The organism is Lyngbya confervoides BDU141951, assembly GCF_000817775.3.
Lineage (GTDB): Bacteria > Cyanobacteriota > Cyanobacteriia > Thermosynechococcales > Thermosynechococcaceae > Lyngbya > Lyngbya confervoides.
The window spans coordinates 22023-47833 of the sequence record NZ_JTHE03000047.1 but is presented as its reverse complement, the minus strand read 5'-3'; the positions used below and the strand labels follow the sequence as shown (position 1 = coordinate 47833).

Below are 25811 nucleotides of genomic sequence, written 5' to 3'. Positions count from 1 at the left end.
CGCACCTTGCGGGCGACTCTAGACATCAGAACATCGTGGTTCACGGTGTCGAAGAACTTTTCCAAGTCCAAATCCACCACCCCGCGATATCTTTGCTTGACGTATTCTTTGACCTTTTCTGTTCGTCAGCTCACAGGGTTGCCTCTGGCTTCCTCTAAACCTTTCCTCGCGGAAACGCCCTTGCCTTATGCTAGTCGTGATCCATCTCTCGGCTCCAAGACTTTCGAGCATTTGGATGGTGATTCTCCTACAGAGGACTTGCCCCCCATGAGTTCACGCCCATGCTGGGCGTACACAAGCGGATGCAGTTTCTTAACGCTAGACCCCGCCCCCAGCGTCACCTTTATCATTCCAGCATTACTTTTCAGTGTTGCCACTGCGATCCCGTTATGGCTGAGTTGCAGAGGCTTTTTAACTTATTATTGCGTTTTTCTCTAGGATGGGGGGGTTCTCGCGATACTTTGGGAGTTCCTATTCCTTGAGAGGAGCGATCGCCCCCAGCATCCAGTTTATGCCACAGCATCCAGTGTATGGCGGCGATCGATTGCTGCCTGCGTCGGGTGCTATTATCGGCAGAAGGAAATCCGGTCGCCCAAGGGGCTCACTGGAGCCGCGTCATCCCAGGCGTCGTTTCGACCATCAGACACCTCTACTTTCTGCGTTCGCAAGGTCTAAATGTGGCAACTGACCTCACCCACCACCCAAAGGGGGGTACTTAATTTCTCCGCCTCTGGGCAATCTCCGATGACGGTCAATCAGTTATATGACGGCCGTACTCAACTCATCAATGCCGTTGAGTGTGTAAACTGGGGAGAAGCGACTCTTCAGTTCATAGTTTGTGAAGCCTGTGGCTATCCCGGATGCCAGTCGCAGGGTTGGGTCGCCCTTAGACGAGCGGGATCACTGGCCTTCATTATGCCGGCCTTTCAGGCAATGGAGGATGATCACCAAGAGTACGGTCCTCCGCCATACCTTCTGGAGCAAGGCGTCCTCTTCCTGGAGCAGGAAATCTATACGCAGACGCTTTGCAATCTCATTGCCTGTCCAGACTTTGATTCCATCGCTCCATTATCTAGGTGGGAAGCCGCTAAAATTTTTCAATTTGAAGCGCCAGGTCGCATTCTGGGTGACTTGTTAACATCTCCCCATCTCCCACAGGACAGAGTGCTAGCTTCCTCAGCAGGAAATTTCATGGAGCAAACCGTGGGTTTAAATACCTTGCTCAGTGAATTATTGAGCCAGAATCACCCCGTTGAGCTTCATAAATTGATGGCGCTGGACCAGGTGGTGGAATTTTACCTAGACCTTGCAGGGATTTCTGCCTGGAAAGCACTGCGGGATGATGGGCGATACTATTCCCTGTATCTTGAACCTGGATACGTGATTGAAACGCCTAGTATGCGGCATTGCCCGGGTTAATGGCCCCCTAAGCCGCAATGGTTTCACTCCGCGGACCAATAGACGCTGCGATCGCCGCCCTTCCCCTACTCCAGGAAAATTCTTGCCCTGACGGTGAAGCGACCCTCTCAGTGGAGGTGACGGGGGAGTCGCCAGCCCCCTCCCGTGCCCAGCTATTTTTCGACTGCGCCGATCTCGATGAGACCGTTGCCCAGCTTAAAACCAAGGGCATCCACTTTACCCAAGATCCTACTGCAACGCACTGAACTAGGATTCGCCAAATCCCCCAGCCACACCCAGCCTGTGAACAAGATGCATCAAAATATTGGGATCAGCCTGAAGGGACAACATTAAGGATGGGGAAAGCTTAGGACTTTCTCTCCCTGGTGCCTGAGGCATGATTATGGTTCATTGGAGTGCCTTGCGATCGCAACGCCTTCAATGACAGCCCATCGCCAACTGTCCCGCCAGCTTGCGCTGAGCTTCTTCCCGAAGCGGATGAAATCGAACCCCTTGGGCATCCCGGAATAGCTTTTCCAGTCCAAAGGGTCGGTGGAAGGATCGCCCGCCCACGACTTCCATAGCCCGATCCACCACATTCAAGATAGATCTAGCCACCAGAGTTCGCCCCGTCATGATCTCATTGGTGACGTCAAAGCCGGGCTGACCCGATACCGATGTGGCAATCATGTGCTGCAAGATAATTTTGGCGGCGGTCAATTCATTCTCCAATCCCCCCACCTGATAGTAAACAGACTCGCGGTTACAGCCTTTACTGGCCTGTTGAACAGCCAGATCCCTGGCAGCTTCGGCAATCCCGACATACACCGAATAGATGATTGGAATGGCAATCATCGTGATCAGATGGAAGGCAGGGTGCCACTGACCCGCAGGTCGCCGCAGGGCAATCCCTGGGTCAGCAATAAACACATTGGACAACAGAATATCGTGAGATCCGGTCCCCCGCATTCCCATAGCCTGCCAGGTGGGCTCAATGCTTACCCCGGCTGTTTGCACCGGTAGGGCAAAGTGCAGCACCGTTGACCCCTGATCCGGGTCCTCATACACGGCGCTGGTCATGAGCAAATCCCCCCCTGGCGCACCACTGACAAATCTCTTTCGGCCGTTGATCAGAAACCCTCCCTCCGTGCGGGTGGCTGTGCCCGATCCGTTTAACCAATCACTGCCGCCAGTGCTCAGAAGAATAAGGCGATCCTGAACGATGCGTTTGAGTAACCCCTCCACGGGGGCCTGCTCATGTTGCCATTTCCAGGTGGGAATCATGACTTGATGGGTGTGCATGGAAAAGGCCAACGCCGTGGAGCTGCAATACCGCCCTAAGATCCTGAGGACCTCGCAGACCCTGGCATAGCTTGCGCCGCCCCCGCCCAGTTCGGTCGGAATGCCCAGGGCGGCCAGTCCAGCTTGCCGCAGACTGGCAAAATTGGGGGCCACAAAATCATCTGAGGCATCGGCGGCCCGTTCAACGGCAGCACACTGCTGCCCCAGGGTGTGGGCCAGGGGGGTCCAATCACGATCTTGCTGCCGTTGGGTGGGGGCATAGTGAACTTCCAGCATGAGGGGCTCCTTGAATCATGAAATCTTGTGATGGGTCTATTCTGGTGCCTGCATGGGTGTGGTACAAGATCAAAATCTGAACCTGCTGTTGCGGATTGTGAGTTCATCATGGGCAAAGGATATGGGCAATATTGCCCCATCGCCAGAGCATCGGAAATCGTGTGTGAACGGTGGACTCCTCTCGTGTTGCGCGAACTCATGTCCGGTAGCTGCCACTTCAATGAAATTAGCCGTGGGGTGCCGCTCATGTCGCGGGCCTTGCTCATCAAGCGTCTCAAGGAATTGGAAGCCGCCGGGATGATTGCTCGCCAGGCAAACCCCGCAGGCCAGGGCTGGATCTATCTCTTGACCCCGGCCGGGGAGGCGCTTCGGCCTGTGATTGAGTCTCTGGGCACCTGGGCAGCACAGTGGACCTGCGATCGCATTTTCCCCGATCAATTAGACGATCAGCTCCTGATGTGGTCCATGCGGCGCAGCGTGAATCTCCAGGCTATCCCGCCCCATAAACTTGTTCTACAGTTTGACCTACGCGGATTAGTCAGGGGGAAGCTCAAAGACCGGAGCTACTGGATGGTGATTGACCAGGAACAGGTGGATGTCTGCCTGAGCGATCCGGGTTTTGAAGTCGATGTGGTGATTCATGCTGACCTCAGCGCCTTTACCCACGTTGTTATGGGATACGATCCCCTAGACCAAGCGCTGGAAGCGGGAAGCATTACCTTCGAGGGACCTCAGGACTATGTGCGACAGCTGCCGGTTTGGCTATATCTTCAAGGCGAACGCCGTTATCTTTCCGGGCTGGCACCCGCGGTGGCGGGTAAGATGACCTAAGCCCATGCCTTCGCCTCTCGCCCTTGGAGATCATAGGCGAGACTCTCTCAAGAAACAAGAATCTGACCAAGCATAAATACTCATGATTCTGAGTCTTGTTTCTTTCACCCTGAAGATGCGCCAGCGCTGTGGATTGCTAACCATTAAGATAGACAAGATGAATCTAGGATGGACAGATGAGTACAGACACTCAAGCTGAGTACATTGCTGCCCTCACTCACCTACACCGGGGACTTGACCGGCAAGGCCCCGGTGACTCCCACCTCTCGCACTATATTTTGAGCACCCTCCCTCCCTTGCCCCTCCAACCCCGCATTGCCGATCTTGGCTGTGGAAGTGGTTCGAGCGCATTGCTGCTGGCACAACACTACAACAGCACAGTCCTCGCGGTGGATGCCTCCCCTATTTTTATCGACGAACTGAAGACTCGCGCGAAACAGATGGGGCTTGATGCTCTCATCACTCCAATTCAGGGCGACATGGCTCAACTCCATTGGCCAGCCGGTTCTATTGATCTACTTTGGTCTGAAGGAGCGGCCTATAATCTTGGCTTTGAGCAGGCCCTTCAACTTTGGCATCCACTTCTGGCCAGTCATGGCATTGCCGTCATTTCCGAGATGAGCTGGTTTACATCGGATGCGCCCGCCCCAGCGATCGCCTACTGGCAAACGGCCTATCCCACCATGGGAACAGAAGCGGAGAATATTAATCGGGCGCATCGATCTGGCTTCAGCGTCCTTCAGACCCATCGCCTGCCAAGTCAGGCTTGGTGGGCCAATTACTATGTGCCTCTGGGCAATCGGATGCAGCAGATTGAAAGTACTCCCATGATGGCCGCCGTCATTCAGGAAACTGAAGCAGAGATGCAGATGTTTAAAGCATTCAGCGACTTCTACGGCTATACGTTCTATGTATTGCAAGCAACAGGCTAGACAACAAACCCAGGCCGTATCTTGGTAGCCAACGCTCTTCTCAGAAACACGACACAGTTGTTAATCTCAGCACCAAACTGTAGGATTGGGGCGAAGCTAATCCGTTAGCTCCCACCCTATCCCCATCAACGACGAAGCCGCTGTTCCGCTCTATGAAAGATCTTGATACGACGTCCACCATTGACCTCCTGAACAAAATCATGGAGTTTGAGTTAGCGGGTGTGGTGCGGTATACCCATTATTCACTCATGGTGACCGGTCCCAATCGAATTCCCATCGTCGAGTTTTTCAAAGCTCAGGCGGCTGAATCCCTAACCCATGCCCAGGAAGCCGGCGAGATCATTACTGGATTGGAAGGTCATCCCAGCCAGCGTATCTCCCTAATTGAAGAAACCCATCGCCACGCCGTCCAAGATCTACTCCATGAAAGCCTGGCGCACGAGCAAAGAGCGCTGGGTCTCTACAAGGATCTATTGCACCTCGTGGAAAATGCCAGCGTCTATCTTGAGGAATTTGCTCGTACCAAGATTGGTCAAGAGGAGCTACACAATCTAGAAATCAAAAAGATGCTGCGCGACTTTATCTAGCCCCACTCCCACATCCGATCCCCAAAAGCGAGGCAACGCGTTTGCCCCGCTTTTTTTGATGCTGCACTGATCGAGACAGGCCCACCTGCCGCAAGGCCCAATGATGGGGGCAGGATCATCCTCCTCGCCCAGGCGATCGCCAAAATAAATGAGAATTAATTTCAATAACTGTGCTATGCTTTGCACTAAGGCGATAGGCGGATCTCGTCCATCGCAGGGTTGAGTGGACCTTCATCTGAGTCCAAATCGACCCATTCCTTCTCTCCATAAAGGCGCCGGATCGCCTCTTCCTCTCACAAGGGGCGATCCAGTTCTCTGCTTTTGGGGATTTCCTCAAGGATAATTTAACGATAATTTATCTCATCAAATAGGAGGGCAATGCCACGTCCTGATTGATGTCTAGAAGGATCCCTTTTCAACCTGGATGGAGGCTTCAATCCTCTTAATTTCCTTTCATCATTGCGTAACGGGAGAATGTATGACTGTAATCGGTTTGTTTTTTGGAACCCAAACGGGCAACACTGCAGCGGCGGCTGAGCAGATTCAGCAAGAGTTTGGCGGTGAAAGTGTGGTGACCTTGATTGATGTGGCCGAGGCAGAGCCCGCGGACTTTAAACCGTACGACTGCTTAATGATCGGCTGCCCCACCTGGAATATTGGCGAGATGCAGAGCGACTGGGAAGGACTGTACGATGAACTGGAGGCTGTGAATTTCGCTGGAAAGAAAGTGGCTTATTTCGGTTCTGGCGATCAAGTGGGCTATGCGGACAATTTTCAAGATGCCCTGGGCATTCTGGAGGAAAGGATTTCTGCCCTAGGCGGTCAGACAGTGGGGCAATGGCCCACCGATGGCTATGATTTCAATGCGTCCAAGGCAGTCAAAAACGGCAAATTTGTGGGCTTGGCCCTAGATGAGGAGAACCAGCCTGAATTAACTGAGTCTCGAATTAAAGCCTGGGTTTCCCAGCTGAAGCTAGTTTTTGGGATTCACTAGGGCAATGAGTCAAGGCAAGTTACTCTGGCTCTCGGCCAGTCCCAGTCTGCGTTGGCTAGATGCGCCGCTCATTCGGCATTTGGTGCAGCAGCAGGCCCTATATCTCTGGACGTATCAGCAGTCTCCAGATGAATCGGGCTCCTTGACACAGGCGGTACAGCGACTCCATGACTATTTGGTTCCGAAGACCCAGCACCCGCTTGCGGTGGAGGAGCCCGTGCATCTTATTGGCCATGGCATCAGCGGCGTAATTGGATTATTGCTGGCCCGACGGTACCCGGATCTGGTGCGATCGCTCACGCTGCTTGCCGTGGCAGCCCAGCCAGCGGCCACCTGGCATTCTCACTACTATGTGCAGCGGAATCTCTTCCGATGTTCTCAGCGAAAAACGCTGCAATATATGGTCTATCATCTTTTTCCGCAGATCTGTTCCGGTTCGCTAAATGCTCTGATCGAGGGTCTAGCCCAGGATTTAAGCCAGTCGCCCTGTCCCCACTCTCTGTTGCGCACCATTGCCCTGACGCCGGGAGGCGTGGAGATGCCGCTGCTGCTCATCGGCGGTCAACTTGATGGCATTGTCGATCCCAACACAATCTATGACTGGTATGACTGGCTTAAGCCCACGGATGGGATCTGGCTCTGTCCCCAGGGACGTCACTTTTTCCACTATGACTTTCCGGCAATGACAGGGCGGGTGATTCATCATTTTCTGCGTCAGGTGGAGAACGCCACCGGGCCATGCGCTGAGGAACCGGAGGTACCCCTGGCGATCGCCCGCAGGGAAATCCAGTAACCCCCCAGGCTTGTCCGCGAGATTCGATCCCCTGAATCCGCGGGAGGGGCCGCATGGGTGTACGGAAGGGCGCCAAGAGGGGGCAAGGCATCAGGAGTCCTGGGCTGAGAGCTTTGCGAGCTGTTCACAGGCTTTTTCGATGGCTGCGACGCTGCCTGGGTTCACCAGGCCATAGTAGTCCGCCTGATGAATTTGCTGCCTTTGAACCGCAGAGAGCTTTTGCCAAAAGGGTTGCTGCTCCAGGTTCTGCAAAGTGGTGGGTTCGGCATTGACCACGAGCAACAGGTCCGGGTCAACTTCCAGCACGTTTTCCGCAGAGAGCGTCACAAATCCGGCCATGGGGCCATCGCTCTGGAGGGTTGCGGCGGCATTCTGAAGCTGAAAGCGATTTAGCATTTCGCCAGCCCAGCTTTTTTCATTGGGCACCAGGATGGGTTGATGGCTCACCAGCATCAGTACCCTTGGCGTGGCCCCACCGCCACTGCCCCGACAGCGTTGAAATCGATCAAGCACCGTTGCGGCATCGGCTTCTAGGGCGATAGCCAGATCCTCGGTGAGGGTTTCGAGCGCGTCCCAGGTATTGACCTCACTGGCCCAGGTTTGAATCCCCAGTTCCGCAAGCCTCTTGAGTACTGCGTCGTGAAACCCGGAGGCGCCAATCACCAAATCTGGCTGGAGGGCAACGATGGTTTCTAAATTAGGTTGGGATCTCCCCTGACTCACCTGCGGTAAGGACTGAAATCCGGGCTGATTTTCTAGCAGACGACTGCCGGGAATTCCCACCAGCTTACTGGCATCCAGTCGGTGCACTAGATCTGCGGACAGAGAGGTGAGGGCAACGATGCACTGAACCGATGAATTCGCCCCAGGGTCCGGGGGCGGTTGGCAGCGGTCACAAGCTGCCGCGAATCCCCCCAGGATCAGCAGGGAAACGGCAAAGATGGGTTTAAGAAGGGTGGATTTAAACATGATCGGGGTGGCTTTGAGTAAAGATTGAAGAGAGCGCAACGCCCTCCTCACGGGGAGGAGGGGACTGGGGAACAAGCCGGTGTGGCGGCGGCAAGGGGGATCATGATCCGCCCCCTGGAGGTTTCCACCATCTCCACAGCCAGATCAAAGGCGGCGTGAATATGCTCTGGCGTAAAGACCTGGGCCACTGGCCCCTCGCACCAAAGCTGTCCCTGCTTCAGGAACGCTAAGCGATCGCTGTAGCGGGCCGCCAGGTTCAGATCATGGAGAACCGTAATCAGGGTGATCTGCTGCTGCCGCTGAAGATCCTTGAGGAGTTCTAACAGGCTGAGCTGGTGGTGAATATCCAGATAGGTGGTGGGTTCATCCAGGAGGAGCGCGCGAGGCTGTTGGGCCAGGGCCAGGGCGAGAAAAGCTCTCTGCCGCTCCCCGCCAGAGAGAGTGACCACCGGACGATGCCGCAGGGGCAGAAGCTGAGTTTGGGCCAGGGCTAATTCAATGGCTTCCTGGTCAGCCTTCGTGGCGTCCCAAGACCACCAGGGCTGATGGGGCGATCGCCCCAGGGCCACGAGCTGCTGCACCGTAATGCCCTGGGGCACTGTTGGCTGCTGGGCTAAAAAAGCCATCTGCTGGGCCATCTCCCGGCGCGTCATTCGCTGACCGGCTTTTCCATCCAGATACACCGTGCCGCCCTGGGGTGTCAGGATGCGATTGATTAACTTCAGGAGCGTTGATTTGCCAGATCCGTTTGCCCCCACCAAAGATAGCCATTGCCCCGTCGGCAACGACAAGCTGATGGGATCAATCACGGGGTTATTGGGATAGCCCCCCTGGAGATGGAAAAGCTCGATCATCAGGTCTGTTTGCTCCTAGTGGGAAACCGTAATACCCAGGCCAAAGTTCAGGCCAGGCTGAGTAATGAGGCCGCGCCGCTGGCCAAAGCTGGGATCGGCCACCGTCACCACATCATTCAGGCGACGGGCATCGGCGTAGCGTACATAGCGCGTATCCAGCAGGTTATAGATCCCGGCATTAATCGAGAACGAATCGTTGAGCTTGACATAGCCCATCAAATCTAAGAGGGCGTAGGCGTCGGGCACAAACTCGTCAGGGTTATCAGCGGTTCTGGCCTTGCCGACAATGGTGGTGAGGAGTTCTGCCCCCCAGCGATCCTCAGGGGCGTTATAGCCCAGCCCGAGGATCGCCTCAACGGGGTTGATGGTTTCCAGGGGCTGATCATTCTGGTCATCCTCACCCACGACATAGGACAGCCCCGCAAAGAGCTTAAATCCGTCGGGACCACCGCTGAAGCGATACTCGCCCTTTGCTTCCAGCCCGTAAATCCGAACGCGGTCTAGATTTTGAGACTGGAAGACCTGAATACAGCCGGGGCGAAAGGGAGGAAAGCATCCGGCAGGTTCTGTTCCGGCGGTGCTGCCCTCGGCGGCTCCAAAGATAAAATTATCAAACAGGCTATAAAAACCGGTGAGGCCAAACCGGGCTTTGGGAAATTCTCCCCGCACCCCTACTTCAAAGGTGTGGCTGGTTTCTGGTTTAAGATCGGGGCTGGCGGCGGTGCGATATCCCCCCAAAATATTGGTAAAGCCGCTGTTAATTTCCAAATAGGTGGGCGCGCGAAATCCACGAGCGTAGCGCCCCACCAAGGCCAAGTTGGGGGTGGCCTGATAGACAAGGCCCAGACTTGGAGAAAAGGCGGAGTCCGAGACATCGCTGGCGGTTGCTCCGGGCGCTTTCAAAAATAGCGCATCGGGTTGGGCATCGAGGCGGTAATAGTCAAAGCGCAGCCCCGGAATCAGGGTTAAGGTCCCGTCCCAGAACTCTATTTCATCCTGAAGGTAGGCCCCGATGCGGAGGGTCTCAGAATCGGGAAAGTCTTTGACTGGGAAGGTCTCTGGGCCAATGGTTTTAGAGGTTTCTCCCGTGAGGCGATTTATGCGCTCGCCATCTCGAAGGCGCTGGTTGAAGGTATTGGATAGGTCCAGGCCGTAGGTTAACTGGTGCTGAACGGAGCCGGTTCGGAAGTCTGTGCGGAACTGCGCCTCAGCTCCCACCCCATTTTCTACAAACTGATTCTCGAGAATGCGATCGCGCGGCACCGGAAATCCAAAGTTCAGTACATCCTGCCGCCGTCGCGTTTCCAGATATTCCGATCCCTGGTAATAGATCTGCACCCGGCTGAACTGCAAGGGGCCATCGCTCTCGGGGTTATCGTAGCGATAGGCCAGGCTAATCCGGCTGCGGCCCGTGGCGGTGTCCGTGGTATCGCTGCGCACGTCAATCCCCGGAAAACTGAGGACGAGATTGAGATTACGGGGGTCGGTGTCAAAATCACCGCGATCGCGGAAATATTCCCCGGTTAGGGTCAGGTCACTAAACTCATTCAGATCGTAGACCAGCTTCCCGAGAAAATTATGGGTTTCCCCAGTCAACGGATCGGCAATGGCGTCTGAGGTGTTGATGTCCCGCTCCTGGCGGCGGCGGTAGGTGTAACGCAGCAGCCCAGATAGTTCTTCTGTGGCCTGAACAGCCAGGGTGCCGGTGCCTTTAAAGGCGTCGGCAGCGCTGCGGTACTCCGGCTCAAACTGCATAAAATAGTCACGATCGGTGCGATCTAAAAAATCCGAGGGATTGGGAGTAAAGAAGCTGACCACCCCCCCGAGGGCATCGCTGCCGTAGAGGGCCGACGCGGACCCGCGAATAATCTCCGCTGAGCCCACGGCTTCGGTATCCAGGTAGTTGCGCCCGAGAAGGGAGCTGCCAAACTCAAAAAAGGTGGGAACTCGGATGCCATCGAGCTGGATCAAGACCCGGTTCCGCTCCAGGCCGCGAATATTAAAGTCTGTCAGACCATAGGTAACATCTCGGTTAACGGTAATCCCCGGTTCGTAGCGCACCAGGTCTTCGATATCCTGGGTGAGGCGCTGCTGAAGGTCCTCGGGATCTAAGACGGTAATATTGGCGGGCGATCGCAGCACCGGGCGGGGCGTGCGAGTTCCGGTGACGGTAATCTCCACTTCCGCCTCAGGGGCAGGGAAGGCGGCTTCACGATCCTCCAAAGCCTGGGTTTCCCGTAAAGCATCGGGATTATGGTCGAGCGCTGGGGACTGGTCGATTCTATCGGGGACGGTCTCACCCGCCTGATCTTCATCGGTCGACGGCAAAAGCCAGCGGGCTTCAGTTTTGGGAAAAGAGATCTGATCCAGGGTCAAAATGACTGACTCGCCAGGGCGAGGTTGAGCCCCAGAGGAGGCCGAATCCGGCTGGGCGATCGCCCCTGATTGGGTCACCAGCAGTAGGGCAACGCTAGTCCAGCCGCAAGGGCCTAGCCCTTCAAGACCGAAATGATTCATGGTTTCCTCACACATGAGTTGACAGTAGTGGAGTTAGAAACTCAGCACTCAGGCAACTCCTCTCTCTCGAATCGAAAAACCGGGTCGGCTTGCCCGGATCCACTCTGGCGTGGCGGTTTAGACTGAGCGGCGATAGAGCAGAACGATAAAAGTGGGGGCTCCCAGCAACGCGGTAATGGCGCCCACGGGCAGCTCCACCGAGCCCAAGCGGGCCAGACTATCCGTGAGTACGAGCACCCAGGCCCCCGCCACCGCAGAGAGGGGAATGACCCAGGTATAGTCGTGGCCCACCACCAAACGTACCCCGTGGGGCACCACCAGACCAATGAAGCCGATCAATCCGGCCACACTCACAGAACTCGCTGCCAGGAGGGCCGCGACACTCGCAATGAGCAACCGCGATCGCCCCAGATTCACCCCCAGACCCGCCGCCATTTCATCTCCCAGATTCAGGAGATTGATCAAACGGCCCAGGAAGCAGCCCAAGAGCAGTGACACCAGAATATAGGGTAAAACGGGGATTAAATCGGCCCAACCCCGACCATTAAGGCTCCCAATCAACCAATTTAGTGCGGTTTGTAGACGACTATCCTCGCTAAACAGCAGCAGCACCGTTTGGATAGCACCGAGAAATGCACTCACGGCCACTCCCGCTAGAATCAAACGCTCCACCGTAATTCCCATTGCCGTTTTCCCCAGAGAAAACACCACCAGGGAGGTGAACAAGGCGCCCACCCAAGCTGCGAGCGGGAGCCAGATCAAGAACAGGTTCAGCGTGATCAGGGCGATCGCCACGAGCCCTGCCCCCGACGAAATTCCGAGGATAAACGGATCGGCGAGATCATTGCGGAGCATACCCTGAAGCAGGGCCCCCGCCATCCCTAACGCTGACCCCACGGCCACAGCGGTTGCTAGGCGCGGCAGCCGCAGATCCCAAATCACTGTTTGGTGAAGCTCACTGCCCTGGCGCATCAGGGCGCGCATTAATGCCAGGGGGTTGATGGCGATGCTGCCAAACATCAACGCCACAAGGCAGCTGCCCATTAATCCAATCAGCAGCAGCAACAGCCAGTGCCATCGATCGAGCACCAGCCCGGCGGGAAAAGGAGGCTTCAACTGGGACACCATAGCGGTAAATCGCGGTAAGTCAAAAAAAAACAGTAAAGCTAACGATTTCGGGATCTGAGCGGGCCGCTTTCTCCGCTACTCCAGGGGAGGCTCTAAGCCGGGAGGGGGCTCGTACACAGGCTCTGGAGGAGGCTCGTACACGGGCTCTGGAGGAGGCTCGTACACAGGCTCTGGAGGAGGCTCATACACAGGCTCTGGGGGAGGCTCATACACAGGCTCTGGGGGAGGCTCATACACAGGCTCTGGGGGAGGCTCATACACGGGCTCTGGAGGGGGTTCGTACACGGGCTCTGGAGGAGGCTCATACACGGGCTCTGGAGGGGGTTCGTCAGTCTGTTCCGGGGGCTCCGACGCCGGTTCTGGAGGCGGTTGAGTGGACGCTGGTGGGGTTGACTCGTGACCGTCCTCCCTCTCCGCGCTTGGCGTGGGGGTGGAACTTGGCAGCAAGGACGGCTGATAGGCATCTGCCGGGAGCGTTTCCGGGGGCTGGGTGTTAGCAACAGGGGGAACATCCACGCCAAAGCCTGTGGTGGGGGGGCGTTGCTGATCCTGGGCCTGCCGCGCCGCCTGCCGTTCACGCTCTCGCTGAGCCGATAGCTCCCGATTTTGCCTTGCCTGGGCGCGCTCACGAGCATTGAGATCATTTTGCTCAAAGGTGAGTCGAACCGCCTTGCCGCGATCGCTTTCGGGGAGGGACTCAAGCTGCTTGCGCACTTTCTTTAAAAACTGCTTTTTGTCGGCTTCAATGGCCCGATCTAGCTCCGGATCGCCTGTGGATCGCTCCAGCTTTAGATCAATCAGTTTGCCGCTGTCGTCATAGACCGGCAAAAACCGTTCCGAGAGTCCCGCCGTGACACGGGAATCGGCATCCTTGGTGTATCCAACCCCGCCCCGCCGCGATCGCCCTTGGCCTCCCCCCTTCTCGGCCTGTGGCTTGGAGGGTGGATCCGGTTTCGGATCTGAGGACTGGGCCGCGCTGGGCCGAGAAGGGCTGGGATTATTCAGGGCGGCTTGGGAGGACGAGGGGCGGCCCCTAGCCGGTGAATTTGATCTGGGCTTGAGGGGGGGGGAGGTGGATCTCGAGGCCGGATCTGACCCGGTGAGCGACTGAGTCTGAGACTGGGCCGAATCTTGATCCGCTGTTTTGGAAGAGGCCTCCTCCTCAGGAGAGTTCTCTGGACTCGCGTCTGCAGTTGGGGTGGCCGTGGGCTCAGCTGCGGCGACGGACGCCGGACTCGATGACTCAGGAGAGGGTTCCGTGGCTGGGGTCTGGGACTCGGGAGGGGCTGCGGCCACCTCGGGTTGCGGATCGGGGGGCGGAGTGGACTCTGTGACGGGCTCAGCCTCCTTTGGTTCTATCACGGGCTCAGCCTCCTCTGGTTCAGCCTCCCTTGGTTCAGCCTGCGCTTCCACACCCTCTGGCGCTGGCGCGAGGGGATCCTTAGGCTGGGCATTGGGTTGAGGAGTCGGTTGAATCGCAGGATCGTCAAAGGTGATGGTATCGCTCTCCGCGGGCGTTTCCGGCTCTGCTGTTTCCAGCTCTGGCCGGTCTAAAGCCTCTGGCTCTGCTTCCATCAGCCTGTCTTCTGGCAGATCAGGCGCATCCACCGGGATATCCACCAGGGTGATCTCCACAGCCTCCTCCGGAAAGGACAGATCCGGCCGCTGCAGCATCGCCCCCACAATTCCCCCGAGCACAAGGACATGCAGCAGGACGGAACCCGGTACGCTCCAGCCTAAAAACTGGCGGAGCGATCGCTGTTCTCTATTGCGCTGGTCATGGGCAAGCGGACTGACTGCCATGGAATTTATTGAAAATACTTTCTTTCAAGATCTCAGTCTAGAGTAGTTTAAACAATATTAGTTTTCAATAGAGGATTTTGATAGATCGCCTGAAAAGCCGACAAATAAAGGCTTTGTGGCTAATAATCAGAAAATACATCCAGGCTTTGTCTCCCACATCCTTGAGCACTTGTTGAAAAAGGTGAAAAACTATGGTCTGATCATAATGAAATAGATTCTCATCAAACTGGACCTCCTTCCCTATGCAGGTTATTCAGCTTCTGGTCGCAGGCGGGGTGGTGATGATTCCCCTCCTGGTGCTGTCCATTGTGGCGATCGCGCTAATTGCCGAGCGGTTACGTTTTTGGTTTCGCGTCACGCGTCGTCAACGTCGCGTGGTGCGCGTGGCACTGGGACTTTACAAGGAGGCGGGGCTGGATGAAACCTTGATCTGCCTGAAGCGGAACCTTGATCTGCCCATCGTGCGAATTTTCATCGCCGCGCTTTCCCTTGACCGCCCTAATCCTGAGGAGTTTCGCCTCGCTCTGGAAACCGAAGCTCAGGCAGAGATCCCCATCTTGAAGCGGTTTACCACGGCCTTTGACACCATTGTCATGGTGTCGCCCTTGCTGGGTCTATTGGGAACGGTGACGGGGTTAATTCGATCCTTTGCTTCCCTGAACCTGGGCAATATTGGTGGCACGCAAACCTTACAAGTGACCGGTGGGATTAGCGAAGCACTCGTGTCCACGGCAACGGGTCTCATCGTGGCCATTGTGACCCTGATGTTTGCCAATACCTTTCGCGGCATTTACCAGCGTCAAACCGCTCTCATTCAAGAATATGGGGGGCAGCTTGAGCTACTTTACCGTCAGCAGTACGAGCGTCAGGAGGATGGCTATGCGCTTACCCGATGAACCAGATATCCCCGGACAGATTAATATCGTGCCGATGATTGACATCATCTTTGCGATTTTGACCTTCTTTATTATTGCCACGCTCTTTTTAAATCGCAGCGAGGGCCTGCCCGTCAACCTGCCCCAAGCGCAAACGGCCAAGCAGCAGATGGCCACCAAGCTCACGCTCACCATCGATCCGAGCGGTCAGCTTTCGCTCAACCGCCGTCCGATTGCTTTGGCCGATCTCCAGCCCCAGGTTCGGCAGGAGGCGCAGTCTGGGGATCCAGTCACGGTGATCATCAATGCCGATGAGGCAGTTAACCATGGTTTGATTGTTGCAATTATGGATCAGGTGCGGCAGGTACCAGGGGCCAAGCTGGCGATCGCCACTCAGAAACCCTAGGAAAGCCGAGGGGCCTGTGTTGATCGAGAGGGGGCTGAGGGATCTTGACGCGAACCTTGAAACAGTTGAGCATAGGGGTTGGCTAAGCGGGGTTGGCTAGCCTGGGAGTCAGACTCTAACTCTGGAAATTCACAAGCAAAAGGAGACGGCCTTGTACGTTTTGATTGGGGGGGCTGGAATGATGGGGTTGGAACTGGCCAAGGCGCTGCTCCACATGGGGTACACCGTTGCCGTGGTAGATGCAGATGCCTTAGCCTGTGACTATGCCCGTGAAAAAATTGGCGTCATGGCCTTTGAGGGCAGTGCAGTCAATACGACAACGCTGTTAGAGGCGGGGATTCGCAAAGCCAATATTGTCATTGCCTGCCTACGAGAAGATGCCCTCAATTTGGCGTTGGTGACCCTTTCAAAGCACTACCAGGTCCCGCAGATTGTGGTAAGGATGCGCGATCGCGATTTTGCGGAACCTTATCAACTCGCTGGAGCCACCCACATCATCAGCACCACTGAACTCTCCATTAACCGAGTCGTCAACGCCATTGAATATCCACAAGTGGACGCCATGATGCACTTTGAGCAGGGGCAAATTGAGGTTATCAAACTAACCATTCCCCAGGAGTGCTATATCGTTGGACGGAGCCTGGCCGAAATTGCAAAGGATCCTCATTTTCCTGTAGGTACCCTCATCATTGGCTATCAGGCACATCCTCACGAAGATCTAGTCATCCCCAACGGCAGCACCCTCCTGGAAGGAGGGTCCACCATCCTGGCCGTGACCAAACCTGAACTCGTTCGGCAAATGCTCGACTTTTTAGGACTGTGCTCTGCCTAGTCATCCCTGCTTGCTTAGCCATCCCGGCTTAGTCATCCCTGAGCGACAGTAGCTTTTCATCCAAGACCTGCAGATAGGCCTGGGTCGCTTCCTCCGACAGTAATCCCTGGCGTAAGGCATCGTTAATGGCGCCCTTTTCAGCCAGATAAAGACGGCGCAGGGTGCTATCCAGGTCACTGTGTTTTTCCCAGGGCGACCCTTCCTGATCCAGACCGTCCGCCATCCGTTGGTTGTACAGGTCCCGGAGCTCTCGTTCCGAGGCGGCAATGCGAGCTTGATAGGAGGCAAACAGTTCCTCGTGGAGAGACTTCGGCAAGCTGCCAAACTGCAACAAATGCTGGAGTTCTTCCTGGGCAGCCTTCGCCGTGATCATGGTTAGCCGCAGCGCTTCCATGCGCTGCCGGGTCGCTGAGGGTTTGGAGAGATTGAGTCGCTTGACCAACCACGGCAGACTCACCCCCTGGCCCACTAAGGACACCAGAACGGTACTAAACACCAGGGGGATCACCTCAGGTCGATTGGGCAGGGTAAGCGGCAGACTGAGGGCCAGGGCCATCGACAGAGAACCCTTGACATTCCCTGCAATTAACACATGCTGCCAGCGAAAGGGCAAGGGGCGATCGAAGAACCGCAACAGAAAGAGCAGCGGATAAATCGTCAGAATTCGGCCAATTTGATAAGCCACCACACTTAACAGGGCGGCTGGAATGGTCTGCATTAAGATGCGAGGCTCAACCTCAATGCCCACGAGCAGAAAGATGAAGGTATTGACCCCAAAACCGGCATATTCCCAAAAGTTTAACAGGGTGACTCGGGTCGAGGCTGAGGTGCCTCGAAAGCCTAAATTCCCAATCACCAGCCCCGCAATGACCACCGCAATTGCGCTGGACACCCCCAGGGCCTGACCAATCTGAAAGGTGCCCAAGGAGACCGCTACCGTCAGCAAAATATTGCTCAGGGCATCGTCTAATTGACGAAACAGCCCCACGCACAGGTATCCCAGGCCCACGCCCAGGGCGCCTCCCCCCACAAAGGCGATCACCATTTGCTCAATGCCCTCGCTCAGGCTAAAGGACCCTTGACGATGAATGGTCGTAATCAGACTCAGCAACACCAGCGCGATGCCGTCATTAAACAGGCTTTCGCCCTCCACAATGGTGGTGAGGCGGGCAGGCACCGGAATCCCCCGAAACGCCACAATCACCGAAACGGTGTCGGTAATGGTAAGGATGACTCCCACGGCTGCCGCCGTAATCCAGGCCAGGTCCAACCAGCTCTGCAACAGCACCGCCGTAATCACAGACGAAAGCAGGACGCCCGGACCCGCGAGCAAGGCAATGGGTTTGATGGTGCTCCGCAAACGGCTAATATCCGTATTAATGGCCGCCTCAAAAATCAAAATCGGGAGAAACAGGTTCAGAATGACATCGGAATTCAGGCCAACCGATTGGGGCAGCGCCTGTTTGGTGATTGCTAGCCCCGCCAGCACCAAGCCCACGACGTAGGGAATCCGGAGCCGCCGGGTAATCAGGGCAACCCCAGTGGCCACCAGGAGCAGCACAATGAGAGTGCTGACCAGACCCGTAAATTCTGTTGCTGGCATTGCGGGGGTCTGTGCTAGCGCTGAGAATTGCTGAACCTGGGGAAAAAGAAAATTGGACACACCAGTTCTTTGGGCTAAGAGGGCGCTCATCAGGTGCGATTATCTCACACCCGACAGAAGTGCGTTACCACAGCCCATCGCCCGTTGCAGGATGCGGGTCAAAGGTTTCTTGGGAGCCAGCCGGTCCCAACCAGTCCACTACTGGATGAATGATCGGGGGTTTAGTCATGACTTAATCCGCTATGCTGATTTAAGAATTTTTATCAACAATGTGATGTCGTGACCGTTAGTTTAGCGCACCGTCGGCGATCGCCCCTGCCCCTGGGCTTGGGTCTGGTTCTGGGCTGCATTCTCCTGCTGCTGTGCCTGGTGGCCAGTCTTGTCCTGGGGGTGGCCGATATCAGTCCCCAAACGGTTTATCAGTCCCTCACCGCCTTTGATGGCTCCACCCCGCAGCTGATTATCCGCACGGTTCGGCTGCCCCGCTCGATCACCGCCCTGCTCGTGGGCAGCGCGGTGGCCGTGGCGGGGGCCATCATGCAGGGGCTCACCCGCAATCCCCTGGCCGATCCGGGTATTTTGGGGATTAATGCCGGAGCCGCCCTGGCTGTGGTGGGGTCCATTGTCTGGCTGGGCACCGGGTCCTTGAGCATTTACGCGGGATTTGCACTCCTGGGGGCTGGAATTGCCGCGATCGCCGTTTACGGTCTGGGATCGCTCGGACGGGGCGGGCTGACGCCGCTGAATCTCACCATTGCTGGCGCGGCTTTAACTGCCTTGGTCTCTTCCCTAACCCTAGGATTGCTCATTCTCAGTCAGCGCGCCCTGGAAGAAATTCGCTTCTGGCTGGCGGGGTCCGTGGCCGGGCGAGACGTCGCCCTGGTGCAGCAGGTGCTGCCCTACTTGGGCCTGGGCATGCTGCTAGCGCTGCTGCTGGGCAAACAGCTCACGACCCTGAGTTTAGGGGACGACCTTGCCCAGGGATTAGGGCAGAATACGGCAGCGATCAAGGGGCTGGCGGCCCTGAGCGTGGTGCTGCTGGCGGGTGGATCGGTGGCGATCGCCGGCCCAATTGGCTTTATTGGGCTGATTGTGCCCCATCTGGTGCGCTTCTGGGTGGGAGTAGACTACCGCTGGATTTTGCCCTACTCTGCGATTTTGGGGGCAATTTTGCTGCTGGTTGCCGATATTTCTGCCCGCCTGCTCATTCAACCCCAAGAGCTGCCTGTGGGCCTAATCATGCCCCTGCTGGGGGCACCCTTCTTTATTTACCTGACCCGCCATCAAATCAAACGCTAACGGATCGCGGGCTCAGGGGACTTGCGGTCGGGGAACCTTCGCCTTTACCATTGAGAAAAAATTTTATTAACTTATCCCCAGCTTGGTGATCAGTAAAAAACAGTTCCCAAAAACTCGCTGGTTGACTTGGCGATCGCCCCGATTCTCCTTTCGGCTGGATCGTCGCGTGCCAAATGTCCTGCTGGGACTGGCCCTTGTCACCCTGATGGGCATGGTCTGGAGTCTGGGGCAAGGAGAATATCCGGTGTCACCCCTGGATGTAATCAAGACCCTGGTGGGTTGGCCCACGGCCAATTCAGACGATGGGTTCATCGTCAACACCCTGCGCCTGCCTCGCACGCTGGTGGCCTGGGGCGTGGGCGTAGCCCTGGCGATCGCGGGGACCCTCACCCAGGGCATCACCCGCAATCCTCTAGCAGCCCCCGATATTATTGGTGTTAATGCTGGCGCTGCCCTAGCGGCGGTGACCCTGATTGTTGTATTTCCTGGGGTTCCCGTTGCGCTGCTTCCCCTCGCCGCCTTTGGCGGTGCATTGACCATTGCCCTACTCATCTACTTTTTGGCCTGGAACGAAGGCAGTTCGCCGATGCGCCTAATTTTAGTGGGGATAGGGTTTAGCCTCATTGCCGGAGCAATCACCGATGTGATGATTACCTTTGGGAACATCTATAGCGTCAGCCAGGCTCTGGTGTGGCTGGCAGGGAGCGTTTACGGGCGCAGTTGGGAGCAGTTAGGGGCATTTTTGCCCTGGCTGATTGGGTTTGGTCTGCTGGCCGGGTTGATGAGCCGAGAACTCAATGCCTTGCAGCTCGGCGATGAGGTAGCCCGCAATCTCGGCAGTCGTCTTGAGCTACAGCGAGCGATGCTGCTTTTGAGTAGCGTTGCCCTGGCTGGATCGGCGGTAGCCACCGCCGGCAGCATTGGTTTTGTGGGTCTCATGGCTCCCCATCTCGGGCGTCAACTGGTGGGACCTTCCCACGAAGGGTTGCTTCCGGTCGCGGCCCTCACCGGCGGGGCGCTGGTAGTTTTATCCGATTTGATTGGCCGATTGGCCTTTGCTCCGATTGAACTGCCCTGTGGGATTATCACCGCCCTTGTGGGCGCACCCTACTTTTTATATCTCTTGATCCGCGATCGCCAGCCATGACTCTTGAACCCCAGCTCTATGAATCCCAGTCCTACGCCATTACCGCTCGGAAACTGAGTCTGGCCTACGAAGGCAACATCATTATTCAAGACTTAGATCTGGCAATTCCCCAGGGCAAAATCACCGTGTTTGTGGGGCCGAATGGCTGTGGTAAATCCACACTGCTCAAAGGACTCGGGCGACTCCTGAAACCCAAGACTGGCAAGGTATATCTCGGATCTGACTCCCTTAATCAGCTTTCAACAAAGGCGATCGCACGGCGCTTAAGTCTGCTGCCCCAGGGGCCAACCGCCCCGGAAGGACTAACGGTGCGCGATTTAGTTGCCCAGGGACGCTACCCGCATCAGGGCTGGTTTCAGCAGTGGTCCCAGGAGGATGAACAACAGGTGAATTGGGCGCTAGCGCTAACCCAGATGCAGGACTTTGCGGCGATCGCACTCCATCGTCTTTCTGGAGGCCAGCGGCAGCGGGCCTGGATTGCCATGACCCTGGCACAAAATACGGATATCCTGCTGCTGGATGAGCCCACCACCTATCTAGATTTAGCCCACCAGATCGAGATTTTAGATTTACTCTACCAGCTCAATCAAGAGCAGCAACGAACCATTGTGATGGTTCTGCATGACCTGAACCAAGCCTGTCGCTACGGCAATCACCTAGTGGCCATGAAGGCAGGGGCGATCTATGCTCAAGGCCCCCCGCACCAGGTAATCACTGAGCAAACCGTGCAGACCGTTTTTGGCCTAGACAGTCGGATTATTCCTGACCCGATTATGGGCACCCCCCTGTGCCTCCCCCTCAGTAAGAGGGGAACCATCCCTGCCGCGGTGAGCAAACCGGAGTTTTAGCGGTGACTCATCGCCCGCTGGGGCTCCATGGAATCGCTGGGGACCCCGGAGGATAAGCTACTATTGGATTAAATTTGATCGACGGAATCCGCCAAACGTACCATGACGATCGCGCAGTCTCAGTCGGCCCTTACGCTTCCGGACCATACGCAGTTACCGGAGTCTGACGGTACCTTTGTGAAAAATTTCCAAGAGCATCCTCAAAGTCTTCTGCTGACTGACTCGATCCGTCCTGTCCTCGATCGTTTACATCCCGATGGCCAATATGTCATCGGTCAAGACTGCGGCATTTACTGGCGACTTGTTGACCCCCCTGAGCGAGGTGCGGAAGCACCAGATTGGTTTTATGTGCCTAACGTTCCGCCCCTGCTCAACGGTAAACGACGGCGATCCTATGTACTGTGGCAGGAGATTGTGGCGCCACTCATTGCGCTTGAGTTTGTCTCTGGAGATGGATCTGAGGAGCACGATACCACATCGCCACTTGCAGAAGACGGATTGAAAGCAGGTAAGTTTTGGGTTTATGAACAAGCCATCCGAGTTCCTTTCTACGGTATCTACAATGTCGATCAGGCCTCAGTGGAGATATATGAACTCGTGGCCAATCAGTACCAGCGCTGCATGCCCAACGAACGGGGACATTTTCCAATTCCTCCCCTGGGATTAGAACTTGGCATCTGGCAGGGTTCGTATCTCAACCAAACACTACCCTGGTTGCGCTGGTGGGATAGTCAGGGAGATTTGCTACTGAGCGGTGATGAGCGGGCTGAGCAGGAAAAGCAACGGGCTGAGCAGGAAAAGCAACGGGCGGAACAGGAAAAGCAGCGGGCGGATCGCCTGGCAGAACGACTGCGATCGCTGGGCGTGGATCCAGACCATCTGTAAAATCATTCATTCCATGGCTGCGATTCCTACCCCCTCCAGGGACGGGTGTTTGCGGCCAATGGGCTAGTGCTGCAGAGTCTGGGGGCGATCGCCGCCCTCATCGCTGGACCACTGGCGGAGCAAGGGTTTGCCCCCTGGGTGGAATCCACGGCCGCGCGGGGATGGCTGCAATTGATTTGGGGCAGCATCCCGGGAATGGGTTTAGCCTCGATGTATGGCTTGACCGCTATTATCTTGAGCCTAGTGGGACTAGGGGGCTTTTTCTGGCCAGTTCTGCACCGTCCCCCGCCCGACTCCACAGGAGCCGTCAAGTCTGCACAGCTCTGATGAGACTGGGGGGCTCTGCCGGCCCCGCTTCAGGTATGATTCGGAGCGCGCCCCTCAGCAGGCATTGCATAATCCGCTCATGTGAATCCAACTTCTACGAATCCAACTTTCTCGGCCTGGCGATGAATAATAGTCAATCGATGTCCAAACCACCCACTTCAAGGATTGCGGCCTTACTCTGGCGGATGGTGGCTTATGCCCCACGGCTCTACCTGCTCGATACGCTACTTTGGATTTTCATTGCCGGACTGCCGGCCATTCCTGGACTGCTAATTCGAGAATTCTTTAATGCGCTCACGACCCCATCGTCCGTGCGGCTGTCTCCGCAGGTTCTGATTGCCCTACTCCTGGCCACAGGACTGGCCCGCATTGTGGTCATCTTTGGGGGACGATTCACGAAAACCCAGCATCGCTTTACCATGAGCGCCCTGATTCGCCGCAATCTGCTGGAACGGCTGCTGCATCGACCGGGGGCGTTGCCCTTGAGGAGCGCAACGGGAGACTCGGTGTCTGGGGGCGCCATCCTTAGTTTTTTCCGAGAGGATGCCCAGCAGCTTGAAGATAATGCAGTGGGGACCAACGAACTTCTGGGGGAGGGAATGTTTGCCCTGGCGTCCCTGGCGTTACTGGTGCACATTAATGCCCGCATTACCCTGCTGGTGTTTTTACCCTTGATGCTGATTGCGGGATTGATTCAACGGTTAACCCAGCGAATTAAGCGCTATCGCCGCAACCAGCGGCAGGCAACCCAGGCGGTGACCGGCTGGCTAGGGGAGATGTTTGGGGCGGTGCAGGTCATTCAGGTAGAAGGGGCTGAAGTACAGGTGATCCAGCATCTTCAGCAACTTTGCGATCGCCGAGAGCAGGCCGCCATCCGCGATCGCATGTTGACTCAACTGCTGGAATCCAGCTTTAGCAACCTCGTGAGCTTGGGCACCGGCGGCATCCTGTTGGTGTCCGTGGAATCGATGCAGCAACAAACCCTGAGCGTGGGGGATTTTGCGTTGTTTGTGTATTACCTGGCCTATGTTACCTATTTTCTCGGTTTTTTTGGCGACTTTCTGACCTTGACGAAGCAAAGCGAAGTATCCTTCGAACGCATGGAGCAGTTACTAGACTGCACCGCCACCGATCTGGTCGCCCATCGTCCGCTCTACTTGCCCCCCCTGCTGGGTGGAGTGTCGCCTCTGCCTCCGGTTCATGACCGTCCTGAGAGAGTGCCCCTGCAAACTTTTAGCGCCACCGGGTTGACCTATCACTATCCCGGCAGTTGTAGCGGCATCCGTAATATTTCCCTGCGGATTGAGCGCGGCACTCTCACCGTGATTACTGGCGCGGTGGGCTCAGGCAAGACAACCCTGTTGCGATCACTCCTGGGGCTTCTGCCCCTAGAGGCCGGGGATCTGGCCTGGAATGACCGGCATCTTAACCGGCCTGCACAATTTCTGGTGCCGCCCCAGGTGGCCTATACGCCCCAGGTTCCCCACCTGCTCAGCTGTAGCCTGCGAGAAAATCTCCTCCTGGGACAGGCCGCGTCAGAGGCGGATTTAGAAGCTGCGATCGCCCTTGCAGCCTTAGAGACAGATCTGGCCCAGTTTCCCCTAGGGCTGGACATGCCGATTGGCGTGAACGGCATGCGCCTCTCCGGGGGGCAAGTGCAGCGAGCGGCAGCGGCCCGCATGCTGATCCGCCAGAGCGAACTGCTGGTCTTTGACGATCTCTCCAGTGCCCTGGATTTGGACACGGAGCAGCGGCTCTGGAGTCGGTTGTTTAACGCCCAGGGAGAACAAACCTATCTGGTGGTGTCCCACCGGCCCCAGATTTGGCAGCGTGCCGATCAGATTCTCGTGTTGGATCAAGGCCAGATTGCCTTTTTGGGGCCGCTGCAGGCGCTACCCGAGTCCCATCGCGAATTCCTGGAGGCCAGGCATCCAGCGCCATAGGTCCTCCAGCCCGACAAGAAGATAGAGGGTGAATATAGATAGATGGTAAATATTCTCAACTAAACTATAATGAGGGCACCATTTGGGTTGCTGCTTTGAACACCTTAGTATCCATGCCCCTGACCCTCTCCCAGCAAGACTACCAAGACCTCTTTACGCGAGCTGAGCAGCACCACTATTCGCAGCCCCACTGTTCCCAGAGCTTAGATTCCCAGGGCTTAGATTCCCAAGTCCTAGATTCTCAGGCCCTAGAGTCCCAGACCCCCAATTCACCCCTGCACCTAGCCCCGTTTAATCGGAGCATTCCCTATCCAAAACTTCTGGGGACAGGACAGTTTTGCTCCCTAGATCTGCGTCCAGGCCTGTCGCTCTCCATTGAAGACTATCAGCTCCATGGGCCAGTGGTGGTCGAGTCTCCAGCGCGATCGCATCCCATTGAATATACGTTTTTATGCCAACCAGGCCCTTCCGCCACCGCGTCCCTGGTGCCGCAACAATACTGGCTCTACGGCAGCGGCACTGCCCCTGCGGAGCGGGTAGAGATGCCTGGTCAGGTGCGCACCCTGGCGATTAATGTCCATCTGGATCCGGCGACCTTTCAAGACTACCTTGGGTCCACGACAGACCTAGCCAGTGCGGGCTTAGCCCATCTGGTGCAGCCCCTGGGAACAATTTACTACCAGGGGTCCGGAGTCCCCACCATTGCCATGCAGACGACGGTGCATCAACTGTTGGACTGTCCCTTTCAGGGGATGAGCAGAAAGATGTACCTGGAGAGCAAAGTGTGGGAGTTGATGGCGCTGCTGCTGGTCCAGGAAACGGCGGGTTGCTCGGCGCCACCACTCCGGCTAAAAGCCGACGATATCGAACGGATTCATCAGGCCCGACAGATTTTACTCAGCCGCGTTGAGAATCCCCCGTCTCTGCTTGATCTGGCCCGGCAGGTGGGGTTGAACGATTGCACCCTTAAGCGCGGATTTCGAGAGGTGTTTGGCACCACAGCCTTTGGTTGCCTACACGAGTACCGCCTGGAACAGGCCCGCCAGCTGCTGGCAAACCGGGAGATGAATGTGTCCGAGGTCGCGCACAGCGTCGGGTTTCGCAGCGCCAGCAGTCTCTCGCGCGCTTTTCGGAAAAAATACGGGGTCTCGCCCAAGCAGTACAGTCGCTGGAAGGCGCAGCCGTTATAAAGTTCCGTTTCCGGTTCTTTTTATTCCGTCTCAGACAAATTTTATCCGCTGTCGCTGGACTGAACCTGATAA

General features: G+C 56.4%; 24 protein-coding genes. 17 read left to right on the top strand and 7 right to left on the bottom strand.

Annotation, left to right across the window (positions count from 1 at the left end; translation table 11 throughout):
• Positions 1-675 precede the first annotated feature (675 nt).
• Together QQ91_RS08820 and QQ91_RS08815 are read left to right on the top strand one after the other, a co-directional pair.
• Positions 676-1419, top strand: a complete 744-nt coding sequence (locus QQ91_RS08820; protein ID WP_166281629.1) for a hypothetical protein — start codon at positions 676-678, stop codon at positions 1417-1419.
• 17 nt (positions 1420-1436) lie between these two features.
• The gene (locus QQ91_RS08815) at positions 1437-1664 is read left to right on the top strand and encodes a VOC family protein (RefSeq protein WP_166281627.1); all 228 of its coding nucleotides are present in this window, start codon (positions 1437-1439) and stop codon (positions 1662-1664) included.
• 172 nt (positions 1665-1836) lie between these two features.
• Here QQ91_RS08815 and QQ91_RS08810 read toward each other — a convergent pair whose 3' ends face one another.
• A complete protein-coding gene (locus QQ91_RS08810; protein ID WP_166281625.1) occupies positions 1837-2976 on the bottom strand; it encodes an acyl-CoA dehydrogenase family protein in 1140 nt (379 codons plus the stop codon).
• Between the two features lie 108 nt (positions 2977-3084).
• On the opposite strand from QQ91_RS08810, the gene QQ91_RS08805 reads away from it, so the two are divergent.
• The 5 genes from QQ91_RS08805 to QQ91_RS08785 all read left to right on the top strand — a co-directional run bounded on the left by QQ91_RS08805 (position 3085) and on the right by QQ91_RS08785 (position 7113).
• A complete protein-coding gene (locus QQ91_RS08805) occupies positions 3085-3807 on the top strand; it encodes a winged helix-turn-helix transcriptional regulator (RefSeq protein ID WP_166281623.1) in 723 nt (240 codons plus the stop codon).
• Positions 3808-3983: 176 nt separating this feature from the next.
• Positions 3984-4739, top strand: a complete 756-nt coding sequence (locus tag QQ91_RS08800) for an SAM-dependent methyltransferase (RefSeq protein WP_166281621.1) — start codon at positions 3984-3986, stop codon at positions 4737-4739.
• 152 nt (positions 4740-4891) lie between these two features.
• Positions 4892-5326 (top strand): ferritin-like domain-containing protein, encoded by a 435-nt coding sequence (locus tag QQ91_RS08795; protein ID WP_166281619.1) that lies wholly within the window; start codon positions 4892-4894, stop codon positions 5324-5326.
• 478 nt (positions 5327-5804) lie between these two features.
• Positions 5805-6320 (top strand): flavodoxin FldA, encoded by a 516-nt coding sequence (fldA, locus tag QQ91_RS08790; RefSeq protein ID WP_166281617.1) that lies wholly within the window; start codon positions 5805-5807, stop codon positions 6318-6320.
• Positions 6321-6324: 4 nt separating this feature from the next.
• A complete protein-coding gene (locus tag QQ91_RS08785) occupies positions 6325-7113 on the top strand; it encodes an alpha/beta fold hydrolase (RefSeq protein WP_166281615.1) in 789 nt (262 codons plus the stop codon).
• Positions 7114-7203: 90 nt separating this feature from the next.
• Here QQ91_RS08785 and QQ91_RS08780 read toward each other — a convergent pair whose 3' ends face one another.
• The 5 genes from QQ91_RS08780 to QQ91_RS08760 all read right to left on the bottom strand — a co-directional run bounded on the left by QQ91_RS08780 (position 7204) and on the right by QQ91_RS08760 (position 14384).
• Positions 7204-8082 carry an ABC transporter substrate-binding protein gene (locus QQ91_RS08780; RefSeq protein WP_166281613.1) on the bottom strand — a complete coding sequence of 293 codons (879 nt, stop codon included), beginning with the start codon at positions 8080-8082 and terminating at the stop codon, positions 7204-7206.
• A gap of 47 nt (positions 8083-8129) precedes the next feature.
• A complete protein-coding gene (locus QQ91_RS08775) occupies positions 8130-8936 on the bottom strand; it encodes an ABC transporter ATP-binding protein (protein ID WP_201277386.1) in 807 nt (268 codons plus the stop codon).
• Between the two features lie 15 nt (positions 8937-8951).
• The gene (locus QQ91_RS08770) at positions 8952-11453 is read right to left on the bottom strand and encodes a TonB-dependent hemoglobin/transferrin/lactoferrin family receptor (RefSeq protein WP_236096125.1); all 2502 of its coding nucleotides are present in this window, start codon (positions 11451-11453) and stop codon (positions 8952-8954) included.
• Between the two features lie 117 nt (positions 11454-11570).
• On the bottom strand, positions 11571-12581 hold the full coding sequence (locus QQ91_RS08765; protein ID WP_166281609.1) for a FecCD family ABC transporter permease: 1011 nt from the start codon (positions 12579-12581) through the stop codon (positions 11571-11573).
• A gap of 75 nt (positions 12582-12656) precedes the next feature.
• Positions 12657-14384 (bottom strand): hypothetical protein, encoded by a 1728-nt coding sequence (locus QQ91_RS08760; protein ID WP_166281607.1) that lies wholly within the window; start codon positions 14382-14384, stop codon positions 12657-12659.
• 242 nt (positions 14385-14626) lie between these two features.
• Here QQ91_RS08760 and QQ91_RS08755 point away from each other — a divergent pair, with 242 nt between their 5' ends.
• The 3 genes from QQ91_RS08755 (at position 14627) to QQ91_RS08745 (ending at position 16497) form a co-directional block, all read left to right on the top strand.
• On the top strand, positions 14627-15280 hold the full coding sequence (locus QQ91_RS08755) for a MotA/TolQ/ExbB proton channel family protein (protein ID WP_166281605.1): 654 nt from the start codon (positions 14627-14629) through the stop codon (positions 15278-15280).
• Positions 15264-15665, top strand: a complete 402-nt coding sequence (locus QQ91_RS08750) for an ExbD/TolR family protein (protein WP_166281603.1) — start codon at positions 15264-15266, stop codon at positions 15663-15665. Before QQ91_RS08755 ends, QQ91_RS08750 begins: the two co-directional genes overlap by 17 nt.
• Before the next feature lie 151 nt (positions 15666-15816).
• Positions 15817-16497: a potassium channel family protein gene (locus tag QQ91_RS08745; protein WP_166281601.1), complete on the top strand. Its 681-nt coding sequence runs from the start codon at positions 15817-15819 to the stop codon at positions 16495-16497.
• Between the two features lie 28 nt (positions 16498-16525).
• On the opposite strand, the gene QQ91_RS08740 is transcribed toward QQ91_RS08745, so the two are convergent.
• Positions 16526-18160, bottom strand: a complete 1635-nt coding sequence (locus tag QQ91_RS08740; RefSeq protein ID WP_349306862.1) for a cation:proton antiporter — start codon at positions 18158-18160, stop codon at positions 16526-16528.
• A gap of 219 nt (positions 18161-18379) precedes the next feature.
• On the opposite strand from QQ91_RS08740, the gene QQ91_RS08735 reads away from it, so the two are divergent.
• The 7 genes from QQ91_RS08735 to QQ91_RS08705 all read left to right on the top strand — a co-directional run bounded on the left by QQ91_RS08735 (position 18380) and on the right by QQ91_RS08705 (position 25739).
• Positions 18380-19399 (top strand): FecCD family ABC transporter permease, encoded by a 1020-nt coding sequence (locus QQ91_RS08735; protein ID WP_166281597.1) that lies wholly within the window; start codon positions 18380-18382, stop codon positions 19397-19399.
• An 85-nt stretch (positions 19400-19484) separates the two neighbouring features.
• Positions 19485-20546: a FecCD family ABC transporter permease gene (locus QQ91_RS08730; RefSeq protein WP_250833306.1), complete on the top strand. Its 1062-nt coding sequence runs from the start codon at positions 19485-19487 to the stop codon at positions 20544-20546.
• On the top strand, positions 20543-21394 hold the full coding sequence (locus tag QQ91_RS08725; RefSeq protein WP_166281595.1) for an ABC transporter ATP-binding protein: 852 nt from the start codon (positions 20543-20545) through the stop codon (positions 21392-21394). The genes QQ91_RS08730 and QQ91_RS08725 overlap by 4 nt, the downstream gene beginning before the upstream one ends.
• A gap of 102 nt (positions 21395-21496) precedes the next feature.
• A complete protein-coding gene (locus QQ91_RS08720) occupies positions 21497-22279 on the top strand; it encodes a Uma2 family endonuclease (RefSeq protein ID WP_166281593.1) in 783 nt (260 codons plus the stop codon).
• A gap of 45 nt (positions 22280-22324) precedes the next feature.
• Positions 22325-22606, top strand: coding sequence for a hypothetical protein (locus QQ91_RS08715; protein ID WP_166281592.1), 282 nt, complete (start codon positions 22325-22327; stop codon positions 22604-22606).
• Positions 22607-22746: 140 nt separating this feature from the next.
• The gene (locus tag QQ91_RS08710; protein WP_201277385.1) at positions 22747-24549 is read left to right on the top strand and encodes an ATP-binding cassette domain-containing protein; all 1803 of its coding nucleotides are present in this window, start codon (positions 22747-22749) and stop codon (positions 24547-24549) included.
• Positions 24550-24644: 95 nt separating this feature from the next.
• Positions 24645-25739: a helix-turn-helix transcriptional regulator gene (locus tag QQ91_RS08705; RefSeq protein WP_166281590.1), complete on the top strand. Its 1095-nt coding sequence runs from the start codon at positions 24645-24647 to the stop codon at positions 25737-25739.
• The last annotated feature ends 72 nt before the right edge of the window (positions 25740-25811 follow it).